Raw genomic sequence first — 13,310 nt, forward strand, 5'->3', positions numbered from 1 at the left:
ACGGTGCGCCGCCACGTGTTCACGTGTCCGGTCGTTGCGACGATGGACAACCGCACCGGCCGCCTCACTTTCAAGTGCGACGCCCCCACGGTCGGGCTCAGCGCCGAGCTGGAGATGCTCGAGGCGTCCCTGCTTCCGCGCGCCAGTCTGGTGCAGGAGACCCGGTCCGCAGGCGAGACCTACGACGCCCACCCCTTCGATGCCGACGCGCTCAAGGCCCTCGCTCTCAGCGTTGTCAACAGCCTCGGCTCGCAGGGCACGTACAACGCGGAGGTGACCGCCGCACCCGGGGTCAACCCAACGATCACTCGCGACCCCGCGCTCATCCTTCGGCCGCGGACCAACGCCGGCCTCGTCCGTATGTTCAACGACATCGCGGGCCACATCGAGACGAGCGACACGGTGCCCGCAGGACTGCGCACCCTAGTCGACCCCGACCAACCGCCGCAGGCGCTCACCGACCCCGCACCCGGGGCGCTTCAGGTCGTCGATGGCGAGACCTTCTCGCCGCTACCGCTCAACACCGTGCAGCGCGACATCATCAACCGCGTCGATACCCACGCGCAGACGCTCGTCAAGGGCCCGCCCGGCACCGGAAAGACGCATACCGCTGCCGCGCTTCTGTCACACCTGCTCGCCCAAGGAAAGCGCGTCCTTGTCACGGCGCACACTGACCGCGCCCTCGAGGAGGTCCGCGGCAAGCTTCCGAAGGGGATTCAGGCCCTCGCTGTCTCGGTCATCGGCGCGTCGCGCGAGGAGCTCACTGAACTGAAGACAGCGGTCGAGACGATCGCGCACCGCGCCCAGAACTTTAACGCCAAGGCGAACAACGACGAGATCGACCGTCTGCTCGCACGCCTCGACGACCTCGGCGCCCGACGCAGCGACCTCACGTCGTCCCTCGTCCGCGCACGCGAGGCCGAGGCGGTGCGGCGCAGCCACGGCTCCTATGAGGGCACTCTCTCCACGATCGCGCAACAGCTGACCGCTGAGCAATCCCGGTTCGACTGGATTGCTGTGACGATGCCAGCACTCCCCGGAGACACGGCGCCGCTGACCGACGCCGAAGCCCTCCGCTGGCTCAAGCTGCTGCGTGACTCGACCCTCGACGACGACGCCTCGGAGAGCCGCATGCGTCTCGTCGACCTCGAGCAGGTCCCCACACCCGAGAGCTTCCTGGCATTGGTGGATCAGCAGCGCTCCGCGGGCGATGTGCGATCCGCGCATTCGGAGCTGCTCTCCCTTGAAGCGGCGCGCGCAGTCGAGTCGATGTCAGCTGTCGAGCGGCACGACCTGCAGGCGCGCATGCGTCGGATCATCCAGATGATCGAACGGCTTGAGCAGGCTCGCGAAGAGTGGGTTCGTGATGCCCTCAGCGATATCCGTGCTGGCGCTCCGCAGGTGTGGAGCAACCGCGCCACGCACGTGCGCGCGCTGCTGGAGCGGCTGGATGCCCTCACTGCTCGGCTGCCGCTCGGCACCGATGTCTCCTACACCGGAGACCTAGGTACGCTGACCGCGCTTGCCGAGCACCTGACGGCGTTTCTCGTGGGCGGCGGCACGATCAAGACCAACCCCGATGGCACGGCGAAGATTGGCCTGCTCACGCCGGGCGCGGTCAAGCAGTCACGCGTGCTCTTCGAGTCCGTTCGGGTCAACCGCCGTCAGCCGACGACAACGGACGCGCTCGACGCGTTCCTCGCGCACGTCGAGGCCGGCAGTATCCTCGAGCAGCTCGACCGTGCTTGGCCTGCGACCATCCGAATCCCTGCGGAAGACACCATCGGCGAGCGCGCCGCCTGGCACGAGACCCAGGTGAGTCGCCTCGCACTGGTCCTCGAGCTCGGCGCAACGCTCATGGCCGAAGAGGAGTCGCTCGCGAGCGTCGGGCTGGCCCGACCCGACTGGACCGACGTGCGGCAGGTGCTCGACTACGCCCATCTCGTCGACGCCGCGGCCGCCGACGAGGCTTGGCGCAGCGCGACACAGCCCATCGAGGCGCTCACCACGTTGCTAGGCACGATCGCCGCGTGGCCCGATGCCGCCCCCTGTGTGCGCCAGCTTCGTGAAGCCGTCGTCAGCACCGACCATGAGGCCTACGCTGCAGCCCAGCGCCGGATCCAGCGCCTGCACGACGTCGCAGAGCAGCTGCGTGAGCGCGAGTCGTTGAGCGAGCGGGTGCGGCTCTCCGCTGGGGTCCTGGCGAACTCCGTAGAGAACGCGCCCATCGACGATGCGTGGCCCGAGCGGCTTGCGTCTCTGACGGCAGCGTGGAACTGGGCGACCACCCGCTCGTGGCTCGTCGCGCAGGACAGCACCGACGTCAACGACGTGCAAGCCCAGCTCACCGCCCTCGAGGCGGAGATCCACGACTGCGTCGCGGCAGTGGCGCAGCACCGCGCATGGGGACACGCAGTTAGCCCTTCCCGCCTTCCGGCGTCGGCGCGCGCCGAGCTGGTGCACTACTCGCAGTTGGTCAAGAAGCTGGGCAAGGGCACCGGCAAGAACGCTGCCCTCGTCCAGGCCGACATCCGACGGTCAATGGACCGCTGCCGCTCGTCCGTGCCGGTGTGGATCATGCCGATCTACCGCATCGCCGAGCAGCTGCCCGCCGAGGAGGACATGTTCGACGTCGTCCTCGTCGACGAGGCATCCCAGGCGGGACACGAGGCGACATTCCTCCAGTACCTCGCCAAGAAGATCGTTGTCGTCGGTGACGACATGCAGGTGTCCCCGACGGCTGTCGGTGTTGACACCGACAGCCTTATCAAGCTGGCCGACCAGTACATTCCCGACCACCCGCATAAGGGCACGTGGGCCGACCCGAAGCAGTCTTTCTTCAACGAGGCTGTCAAGCGGTACGGCGGTCAACTGACACTCGTGGAGCACCGTCGTTGTGTGCCCGAGATCATCGAGTTCTCTAATACGGTCGCTTACCGACCCAACAACGTCGAGCTTATCCCCGTTCGCCAGTTCGGAGCACGGCGTCTCGACCCCATCAAAGTCGTCCACGTCGCAGACGGCCACCAGCAGGGCTCGAGCGCAAAGACCAACCCTGTGGAGGCGCGAGCCCTCGTCGACCAGATCAAGGCGCTGCTCGACGACCCGCGCTACGACGGATTGACCTTTGGCATCATCTCCCTCGTCGGAAGCGCGCAGGCTAAGCACATCTTCAAGCTGCTGCTTGCCGAGATCCCGGCCGAAGAATGGAGCGCCCGGGATCTGCGCGTCGGAGACGCCGCTGACTTCCAGGGCTCCGAGCGTGACGTCATGTTCCTCTCCATGGTCTCGTCCGTCGGGGAGGACATCACTCTGGGCGCGCTCAACACCGAGATGTATCTTCAGCGCTTCAACGTCGCGGTGTCACGCGCAAAGGACCAGCTGTGGCTATTCCACTCGCTGACGCAGACCGACCTAAAGCTAAAGGACGATCTGCGCTACCAGCTGCTTGAGTACTGCTACTCGGTGGTCAACCGAGCCCCAGAACTCGACTCTCAGCCGTCGGAGGTCGCGTCCGATAGCACGCTGGAGGCACGGTTCAACGACCTGTTCCAGCAGCGTGTCTACAACCGCATCGTCGAGCGCGGGTACACCGTCATGCCCAGCTACCTCTCAACTGAAGGGCTGCTCGACCTCGTCGTCGTAGGCGCCTCAGGGCGACTCGCCATCGAGTGCCAGGGCGACACCTGGGGAGGCGAGACTTCGTACGCGACCGAGCTTGCGCGCCAGCGCGAGCTCCAACGCTGCGGTTGGCGCTTCTTCCGCGTGCGCGAGTCGGCCTTCTACCTAGACGGTGATGCCGCGCTTAGCGGGCTCTGGCCGCTTCTCGATGAGCTCAGCATCCTGCCGTTCGACGAGTCCGCCGAGGCGGAGGTCCTCGCGCACGACTACGAGGGTGTTGCAGCAGTCGACGCCGCCGGCGATGAGGCCCTCCCCGCCGAAGCCGACGATGAACCAGATGTCGATACCGACGGCTCGTACGCCGCTGTGGAGGAAGCGGCCGACGACTCTGTCACCGTGTCGCTCGCGACACAGGACGCGGAGGCACCCGCCTACGAGTGGAGCCTCTTCGACAAGGCCGAGGACGACATAGAGGATGACGAGCCTGAGCTAGGTGAGATCCTCACTTACACGTCGTTCAGAGGGACGGTTCCGAAGCTCACAGGCAGCTCGCTCCAGGCGATCCACGAGGGGCTCATCGACATCGTCCGGGCAGAGGGCCCGATTACCGGGGATCGGCTCCAGACCACCTACGTCGAGGCGTGCTCGCTCGGCCGTCCCAGCAAGCAGGTCACCCAACTGCTCAATCAGGCCATCTCACGCGCCGTCCAGAGCAAGGAGCTCGTGGAGGACGATCCTCTTTCGGTGGGTGGCGTCAAGCGCAAGACCTACCGCCTCCCCAACCAGCCGCTCGTGCGGCTCCGGCACCTAGGCCCTCGCTCATACGAGCAGGTCCCAGCCCGCGAGGTCGCCGAGCTGCTTCGCGTCGCGGACAGCCGATTCGAGTGGGACACCCAGGGAGAGCTCTACCGCAACGCGGTGCGCCTCCTCGACAGACGGTCGTTGACGGACGAGGCGCGACACTGCTTCGACCGGGTCCGTGCCTTGGCCTTCGGCTCGGACGAAGCAGCAAAAGCCGCCACCGACGCAGTCGTGCGCACGGACGAGCCCGTCGCCCCCACCTCAGTCCCTGTCACCGTGTCGGACACCAAACAACCGGCCGGAAGTGGGGACCGTTCGTCCACGACGGGTCGACCTGCCACCTGGCGCCGCTACGGTCGTGACCCGGAGGAGTGGGTGACGCTCGTCGACGAGACACTGAAACTGCTCCGCTCGACGGCGTACGAGCGTGGCGCGCTGACCTACGGCGAGCTGAACATTCGCCTCGCCGAAGAGACCGGAATTCGGACCTTCGATCTACGGACTGACATCGGTCGTCACGCGATCGGAAGCCTGCTCGATGACGTGACGCGACTCGACTACCCCATCTCGGGCGTCATGCTCTCGTCGCTGGTGACACTGAAGGGCCAGGCAGACGTTGGACACGGCTTCTACACCCTCGCCCAGGACTTGGGTCTCCTCGGCGCAAAGGCCAGCCCCGAAGACAAGGAAGCATTCTGGGTGGGGCAGGTGTCACTGAGTCATCAACTCGTGGACAGGTAGCCCGCCGGAGGCCGCTTCTCAGTCGGGCGGGCAAGCCCAGTGCAATGCTGACCCAACTAGAAGGGAGATCACCGTGACGACGCACTGGGTCTACTTGGTCAACGATCACTATAAGAACTGGGGCTACTTCCGTCCCGACGGCAGCCGCCTGCCAGTCATTGACTTCTTTGCCGGTGACCATGCGGGAGAAACCGCGACCGGTTACCACATCTGGACCCTGAGCCGTCGCCTGAAGGAGTTCCACGCCGGTGACGTGATCTGGGCTCGAGCCACCTTGCCACTCGCCGCGTTCGTCGGCTGCGGCACGGTGACCACTGAGCCTGAGGAGGCCGAGGGCGGCGACGTGTGGACGTTCCAGGTCGAGTGGGACCATTCCCTATGCCGGCAAATGGCCGCTGATCCGGTCCCTGGCATCCTTGAAAAGCACACGCAGGGGGTGCGAAGGCTAACGCCGTCAGAGCTATCAGGGCTCTTGACCGCTGTAGGCGCAGACCAGTCGTTCTCACCACGAACCGACGACGCAGCACCTCACGATGTGACCCGCCAGCTCGCCAGCGTCATCGCGCGGCAGGGCCAACCTCTGTTCCGGTCTCGCCTCATGGCTGCTTACGGTGGACAGTGCGCGTTGACAGGGACAGCGGTGAAGGAGGTTCTGCAAGCAGCCCATATCCACGAGTACGCCAGCTCCGGGAACAACTCCGTGCGCAACGGACTGCTTCTTCGAGGCGATGTGCATGACCTCTTCGACAAAGGGCTCATGTGGGTGACCGAGAGCCTGCGCGTGGGAGTCTCGTCTCAGCTCAAGGGCAGCGAGTACGAGGCACTCAAGGGGCGAAAGGTCCGCCTTCCCAAAGACCCGTCGAACCATCCTGACATCGGCTTACTGGCCCAGCATCGCGATAGCGCTCGCCGGTAGGTTTGCGCTCCTCGAACGGCTGTCAGGCGAAGATGCGAGCGAGCACCTCTTCATCGCGCGGGCTGTCGAATGACCGCGGCGTCTGCAGCATCACCTTCTTGCTCATCCGCTCCTGGAGCTCACCCCACTTTGGCTGGCTTTTGGGCCGCTCGGAGACAACAACGAAAGGAACCCGAGCGCGGTAGGCCCGCAGCCCACCGTCGAGCCACGGCGTGCGATGACCAGCGTTGATTGCCAGGGCTGACGCCGTGGCGCGGCATTTGGACACCATCGAGGCGCCGGCTTGCCAGAAGTAGATCGTGTCCCCGTGCTGAATGGGAAAGGACTTGGTCATGTCCCAGAAGCCGTGTCGCTTGGCGATCCCCCAGTGCTGGGGGTGATCCTTGTCAATCGTGATGATCCAGCTCGTCATATCTCGTCAGTGCCTTCCGGGCTGCAGTCCACGAGCAGCCGGACGAGTGCTCGATCAGTCACATGGCCGACCGTAGTGGCTGGCGCGTTGAATCTCATGGAGGCGCGGTTGCACGCCCACTGGCCGTTCTCTAGCTCACTTCGTCGTTCGCAGCCAAGCCATGAACATGTCGATTTCCTCACCGAGCGGCCCCAGACGCCCAGTGTCAATATTGCTCATGGCCCCGACAGCCCGACAGCGTCGAACCAGCCATCATGTGCGGCTGCTGCCTTACGGTGATGACGGTCGGCCTCCTGCCGCAGATGGATGCAGGCACGTCACCCCGCGAGCCAGTACACCGCCTCCCATGCCACGTCCCTCAGTTCATCTAGGTGATGGCGTAGGAGGCGCGACTGCTCCGAGATGTCGCCGTTGATCTGGTCTGCGACAGAGCCTCGTCGGCGTCGTCATCATTTGCGGTCGTAGCGAATCGCCGTATTGGCTGATCGAATCGCCCGCCTGCGAAGCGCCCTCAACATCCAAGTCACGAACGTCAAGATCATTCTCAAAGTCGATGTCGGCGTCGGCCACCCTGCACGCGATAGCGTAGGTAAGGCAGAACTGGAGGATGTTCTTCGCCTCAGTCCCGATGTCCTCCATGTACTCGACAATCGCCTCGTGACGATATTCAGCCGGGCGATCATCGATCTCAAAACGCGCGCTGCCGATGGTTCAGGCTGCCTGCTGACGCAGCGGACCCAAGGACTCTTGGGCCTCAGTCACGCGGCTGGCGATAGGGTCTGAATCCTCAACAATGTCAGCCAAGTTTGCCAGCTTGTCGAGCGCTGCATTGAACTCGTCGCGCCACTGCGCCTCAGAGGATGTAACACCTGCACTCAACTGCAAATCCCGACTTTGGGGCAGAGAATGGTAAGGCCCAAGAAGCATCTGTGACGATGTACCATCAGAGTCGATCAATCCATGTGTCTTCTTCGCGACCATCCCAGCTTGACGAGGTGCGGTCGCGCTTAACAGAGAATGCCTCCAGCACCTTCGTCGCTTCGGCCGGGGTCAGCTCACGGAGGCATGCGATCTGGCGTCCAACAATCGCCTCCACGGCGTTCTGGCGCTCGAGCATCGACGAGAGCCCTCGCTCATCAAGGGCTGCCCTCAGCAGGTCGGTCCTCCACTCGGACAGCCGAGGGGCGGCTGGTTCACCACCCGCACTTCCCCCTTGACCGTCATCGAGCAGATCTCCAAAGAGTGACTCTTGATCCGGCACTCGCAGATCCTAGCGGCATCGTTCCTTCGCTCTGCTCATACTCCCATCCACCTCAAGTCACTCGAACGCGCGGTCGGCGGCGCCGCCCTCGATGAAGTCCTAGCTCGGCTACCTGTGGTCATCTGCGTCATCCATCTCGCCCTGGGGGGATCCGGCGATGCGACTGGTAGCGAATCAAGACGCTCAAGAACCCGCAATAGGTGCGGGGACGTCACCGCTGTGGCATGCGCAGCTGAGCGTTCAACTGTCAGCATTTCGACATCCTCACGCATAGTTCGACCTTCTGGAATGCACTGGCACCGACGACCGGCCGCTCGCCTTCGGTGACTTTTATGGCCAACGGCGTTGCACGGGACATGTCTCAGCGATCCGGCCGATGATGAAGCTGTGACCCTGCCCAAAGTGACGCCCCACGACCACATTGAGCAACGCCGCTTCGAGATCGAAGAGCGCGCCTCAGCCGATAGCCTCGTATGCAGTGCCTGCGTGACCGACCGGCACCTCTGGACCAGGGTCGAACAGATCGCCGAGGACGACACCTGCACTTTCTGCGAGACCCGTGGCCGATGCGTCACGTTCGAGGTTCTCTTCGAGCCGATTGCGGAGGCCCTTGGCACCCTCTACGTGACGGTCGACGAATCCGGCGCGTACCACGACGAAGGGTCATGGAATGTGCGGACCTGCGACGTCGGCGAGATCCTCGAGGACGAACTTCTAGACGACGCCGTGGACGGCCCAGTCGTCTTGTCGCTGGTCGCGTACGTGGCCGACAGAATAGCCGTCGATTACGGCTTCGTACGACGGCGAGACGTCTGGGCAAGCCTGTACGACTTCGACGAAGGGTCTTGGCGACACTTCATGAAGCAGGCCCGCGACGGACAGGTCAACACAGCAGCCGAGGACCTCCTCAGGCATCTACCAACAGACGTCCTCGACCTGTTCAACCGCATCGAGGGGTACGCCGTACTGCAAGGGCTATACAAGGCCCAGACTCCCGGTCTCTGGCGTGGACGCCGCGGTGGGCTCGAGGATAACTTGCGAAGCGGTCGCGAAATCGGCAGCGCACCAGCGATGTATGCAGCAAGCGGTCGGCTCAACGCCAGAGGCCAGTCCGTGTTTTACGGAGCGACCGAACTCCATGGCGCCATCATCGAGATGACCAACCACCACGGCCCAGACGTCGAACTGTGGTGTGGCAGGTTCACGCCATCCCGGAGCTTGTACCACCTCGACGTCATGACAGTTCCCGAGTCGCCTTCACCATTCGCACCCGGCGCAGCAGACACCCTCGATGCGATCTTGTTCCTTCGGAGATTCGCCGAAACTCTTCGTGAGCCCAAGCCCGCCCGCACGAAGGACGAACACGACGACGACTACTGGAGCAGGCTCGACCGGCACTACCTTCCGACCCAGATCTTCACCGTCTTCCTCCTGGGCACCCACGAGGACCTCAAGCCTGACGCCATCAAGTACGGGAGTAGTTTGGACCCGGCATCGGAGAACTGGGTCGTGTTTGCCGACCACGAGCACTGCACAGATCTCACCGATGCCATCATCCCCAAAGACGACCTCCACCTTAACCTGGACCTCGAGACTGTGAGATTCGTAGCAGCCCGAGACTACTTCGACGCGGTATCAGGTTCCGACGCATCTAGCTTCTTATCTTGGCCCTAGCTCCTGGCCACGTTCGGATAGATGTTGTACAACGACGGGTGATCTTGCGTCACCTACTAGGACTTGCTCGGTAACTAGACGCGAGCGCAGTGCGGTGGGTGTTGCCCATTACGCCGTATCGGTTCTAGGAGCACCGGGATCCCGTATGACTTTCACTTGTCGCTTCGCCGCTCGCGCCCGCACGCCGGCCAGTTCCGCCGGACCTCACTTCAAGCCCAGATGCCTGGCAGTACGACACAATCATCTCGCGAGCTGCGTAAGTGGTCGTCGAGTTGGTTTGCTCGACAGTCCCATCTCCGCCGGGGCGACCATTTTGGTGCTCACCAAGGAGACACCGGACCCTTGCCGCGGGGAGCAGCTCGTGGACCTTCTGGACGCCCGTCAGTTCGGAGTCTCTTGCGGGGTGCGTCGGCCGACGCAGGTCTCACGGATGCCTTGAGCCTCGCCGAGGATCGGCAGGCGTGAGGGCGCGGCGATCGCCGTCCCAGGTGACGGCATACGGGTCCGTGATCTCGCCGACGAAGGCACCGTCGCGGTCGTGGACGAACGCGAGGAACTTCGTCTCCCCCGTCTCCCGGTCGGTGACGAACTTGCCGACGTAGAGCGACGGGTCGTCGACCACGTGGGCGCCGGCCATGTCGTAGGGCCCGAGCGGCCCCTCCGCCGTGGCAATCCACCCCCCACCGGCGCATAAAGCATCATGATGCACGACAGCGGACACGTCGGGCCGGCTGTGGTGGGCGCCGATGAGACCGAAGCCACCTCCTCGGCGGGACCTTGGTCCCTGACGCCGGTTGCCGGGTCTTCGTAGCGTCATAAGTGCAAGTTTTTGCGCTCATACCGGTCGGGTGGACCGCGAAGACGTGACGTAGCTCGCCGGTGGAAGCCGGCGCGGGGTGGGGTGAGATCGATGGGAACCTTCGCTTGGGATGCGGTTCCGCCGAGGTTGAGGCGAGCGTTGGCCGACCGCTTGGATCTGGGCAGGGGTGCGGCGCTGACGCTAATGGCAGACGCCTATCCCGACGGGCCTGATGAAGAGTTCGTCCGGACCTGCTGGCCCCTACTCCGCGACCAGTGGGCTGCCAAGGAACATGACGTGCTGCACCATCTCGTCAACTCTCTGGCCGAGAAAGGGTTGGGTGACCCCAGCCTGATCGGCAGGACCGTTGCCTCTCGTACCGAATACCTCAAGTCATGCCACAACACGAAGGGTTTGCGGACGAGCGTTCTTGCGGAGTTCACCGACTCCTTCAGCCTGTCCCCTGTCTCTTCCCGGCAGACGACCAACGCTACGCGTATCCCGTCAGCCGCAAGCCCCGTCGAATCGGCTCCGTCGTGGGCGGTGGCACCGCCACCCAGCGCGCTCGAGGATGCAGCGACCGTGCCGTCCTCGGGGCCGTCCGGCGAACGCCCGACGGCCACCATGCCGGGACAGCGGTCCCAGGGGACGGTTGTAGCACACGCGACGCCGAGTCGATCGAGGATTGCCGGCGTCGGAGGTCTCGTGGTTGCCGCCTTGCTGGGGCTGGCGTCCGGCCTCGCAGGCGTTCTTCTCTTCACCGGCCTGTACCTCCTTGGCACGGGCGCATGGGCCGCCGTGAGGCACAGTTCCTGGGTCGGACCCATGACCCGTCGTAAGACGACGGGACTCTTGGCCTCCGGGATGGCTCTGACCGTGGTAGGTGTCCTCGCGGCCGGGATCACGGCGCAGAACGTGTCCGCTCCCCCGCTCGTCACGGACACATCCACGACCGCCCCAACCAACCCTGCTGCGGGCACGAGCTCAGAGGCCCCGACAACCTCGGAACCCGTCGTGAGCCCATCGGTCGATAGGCCGCTGACCGCTACCCGCCCCGTCACTGGACAGCCCGGTAGCGCCCTCGCAGCTGCCGAGGTCGTCCCGGTGAAAGGGCGAGCCCCCCAGACGGGTTACGCGCGAGCCCAGTTCGGCGCGGACTGGGTCGACGTGAATGGCAACGGCTGCGACACGCGCAACGACATCCTGGCCCGTGACCTGCGCCAGGTGATCTACCGCCCGGGGTCGCAGAACTGCGTCGTACTTAGCGGCGTGCTCGTCGATCCCTACAGCGGCACGACGCTCGTCTTCCAGCGCGGCAGCAGCACCAGCAGCGCGGTCCAGATCGACCACGTCGTTCCTCTGGGCGATGCTTGGCAGAAGGGCGCCCAAGGCTGGACGGCGGACCAACGCATCCGTTTCGCCAACGACCCTCTCAACCTGCTAGCCGTCGAGGGGCAGCTGAACCTGCAGAAGGGCGACGGCGACGCTGCCACCTGGCTCCCGCCCAACAAGGGGTACCGCTGCACGTACGTTGCACGGCAGGTGGCCGTCAAGCGCACCTACGGCCTCTGGGTCACCGCAGCCGAACACGACGCGATGATTCGCGTCCTGTCCACCTGTCCCACTCAGGCACTGCCATCGGCCACCAAGTCGGCTCCGAGGCCAGCCCCCTCACCAGCCGTCACGCAGCCGCCGCGAGTGACACCCCCAACACGGCCTCCCGCTCCCGAGCCACCGGCTCCGGGCTCGGCGTACTACGGCAACTGCGCCGCGGCCTGGGCCGCGGGAGTGGCACCGCTGCACCAAGGCGACCTCGGGTATCGGCCGGGTCTTGACCGCGACCACGACGGAGTCGCCTGTGAGGACGAGCCGTAACCCTCCTGGCCTGCCTGCCCAAAGAGGACGAGGCCGGGCGGCCACCGGCGTGGTGAGACGCCCACTCCGTGTCCGCGGAGGAGCCATCTTCGCGGGGTCAGGCTTTGGAGAAATCACCTGAGATCTCAGGAGAGCCCGCTGGGCGTGGAGGTCAGCACCAGACGGTCGCCCCTCCCAGGTGACGGCATACGGGACGGCGATCTCGCCGACGAAGGCGCCGTCGCGGTCGTGGACGAACGCGAGGAACCCCGTTCCCCCGTCTCCCCGCTTCGTGACGAACTTCCCGACGCAGAGCGACAGGTCGTCGACGACCTGGGCCCCGGCGATGTCGTACGGGCTCAGCGGCGACTTGGCATAGTGCCAGGCGTGCGGGTCGCGCAGCGCCCGCGACGCGTAGAGGAAGAACAGGTGGTCCTGCTCGCCGTCGTCGACGGTCCTAGAAGTTCCCACAGGTACTGGTCCCACGTCGGTAGGAGGGTGAGGATCGCGACCGTCGCGACCGCTGGACCCGACAGCGGCATGACGATGCTGCGGTAGATCCGGAACCACCCCGGGCCGTCGACCTTCGCCGCCTCGTCGAACTCCTTCGGGATCGAGTCGAAGTACTGGTAGAAGAGGAAGATCGAGAAGGCATTGGCAATGAACGGCACGATCTGCACCTGGTACATGTCGAGCCAGCCTTCCGAGAAACCATCAGGCTCGAGGAACGCCAGCTTGTTGACCCAACACAACAGCCGCAGCGCTAACTTCTCCAACTGCACGGTCAGCGTCGCCAGAATGATCTCGAGCACCACGTCAACGATGACGACGAGGGCGGAGTTCATCGTGTACTGCGCGCAGGGAACTGGGCAGCCGAAGACGCCTTCCAGGTGCCGAGATCGCTCAGATCTGCTACTCCGGTTTGAAGCTGCTGACGAGCATCAAGACCAACGGCGGCCCGAAGACGAGACAGAGCCTGATGTGACGGCGGGTGGTGACAGGTGCCTCGCCGGAATCAGAGTCGTCGATGAACGCAGGCCAAGGAAAAGGGTGTGGATATGCGACAACCCCGCCAACGGTGTTGGCGGGGTTGTCGTCTTAATGGTTGTCCGGCTGCGTCCTACTCTCCCACACCGTCACCAGTGCAGTACCATCGGCGCTGAAGGGCTTAGCTTCCGGGTTCGGAATGGAGCCGGGCGTTTCCCCTTCGCTATGACAGCCGAAACTCTAT

9 protein-coding genes and 1 rRNA gene are annotated in these 13,310 nt (G+C 64.6%); 5 read left to right on the forward strand and 5 right to left on the reverse strand.

Annotated elements, in window-relative coordinates; translation table 11 throughout:
• The first annotated feature begins 42 nt into the window (after positions 1-42).
• A complete protein-coding gene (locus AC1DIW_RS09535; RefSeq protein WP_478107720.1) occupies positions 43-5,163 on the forward strand; it encodes an AAA domain-containing protein in 5,121 nt (1,706 codons plus the stop codon).
• Between the two features lie 73 nt (positions 5,164-5,236).
• Positions 5,237-6,079 carry an HNH endonuclease gene (locus tag AC1DIW_RS09540; protein WP_478107722.1) on the forward strand — a complete coding sequence of 281 codons (843 nt, stop codon included), beginning with the start codon at positions 5,237-5,239 and terminating at the stop codon, positions 6,077-6,079.
• Positions 6,080-6,101: 22 nt separating this feature from the next.
• On the opposite strand, the gene AC1DIW_RS09545 is transcribed toward AC1DIW_RS09540, so the two are convergent.
• The gene (locus AC1DIW_RS09545) at positions 6,102-6,491 is read right to left on the reverse strand and encodes a hypothetical protein (protein ID WP_478107723.1); all 390 of its coding nucleotides are present in this window, start codon (positions 6,489-6,491) and stop codon (positions 6,102-6,104) included.
• 477 nt (positions 6,492-6,968) lie between these two features.
• On the opposite strand from AC1DIW_RS09545, the gene AC1DIW_RS09550 reads away from it, so the two are divergent.
• Positions 6,969-7,274, forward strand: a complete 306-nt coding sequence (locus AC1DIW_RS09550; RefSeq protein ID WP_478107725.1) for a hypothetical protein — start codon at positions 6,969-6,971, stop codon at positions 7,272-7,274.
• 160 nt (positions 7,275-7,434) lie between these two features.
• On the opposite strand, the gene AC1DIW_RS09555 is transcribed toward AC1DIW_RS09550, so the two are convergent.
• Positions 7,435-7,608: a hypothetical protein gene (locus AC1DIW_RS09555; RefSeq protein ID WP_478107727.1), complete on the reverse strand. Its 174-nt coding sequence runs from the start codon at positions 7,606-7,608 to the stop codon at positions 7,435-7,437.
• A 531-nt stretch (positions 7,609-8,139) separates the two neighbouring features.
• Between AC1DIW_RS09555 and AC1DIW_RS09560 the strand changes: the two genes are divergently transcribed.
• Complete coding sequence (locus tag AC1DIW_RS09560) at positions 8,140-9,426, forward strand: RES family NAD+ phosphorylase (RefSeq protein ID WP_478107729.1); 1,287 nt, start codon at positions 8,140-8,142, stop codon at positions 9,424-9,426.
• Between the two features lie 424 nt (positions 9,427-9,850).
• Here AC1DIW_RS09560 and AC1DIW_RS09565 read toward each other — a convergent pair whose 3' ends face one another.
• The gene (locus tag AC1DIW_RS09565) at positions 9,851-10,063 is read right to left on the reverse strand and encodes a hypothetical protein (protein ID WP_478107731.1); all 213 of its coding nucleotides are present in this window, start codon (positions 10,061-10,063) and stop codon (positions 9,851-9,853) included.
• A gap of 1,266 nt (positions 10,064-11,329) precedes the next feature.
• On the opposite strand from AC1DIW_RS09565, the gene AC1DIW_RS09570 reads away from it, so the two are divergent.
• Entirely contained in the window at positions 11,330-12,100 is a 771-nt protein-coding gene (locus AC1DIW_RS09570; RefSeq protein ID WP_478107733.1) for a GmrSD restriction endonuclease domain-containing protein, read from the forward strand.
• Positions 12,101-12,438: 338 nt separating this feature from the next.
• Here the strand turns inward: AC1DIW_RS09570 and AC1DIW_RS09575 are convergent, their stop codons facing one another.
• Positions 12,439-12,924, reverse strand: coding sequence for an ABC transporter permease subunit (locus AC1DIW_RS09575; RefSeq protein ID WP_478107734.1), 486 nt, complete (start codon positions 12,922-12,924; stop codon positions 12,439-12,441).
• Positions 12,925-13,186: 262 nt separating this feature from the next.
• Positions 13,187-13,303: ribosomal RNA gene (rrf, locus tag AC1DIW_RS09580) — 5S ribosomal RNA — on the reverse strand.
• Positions 13,304-13,310: the final 7 nt, after the last annotated feature.

Source organism: Terrabacter sp. 01T434, assembly GCF_056398545.1.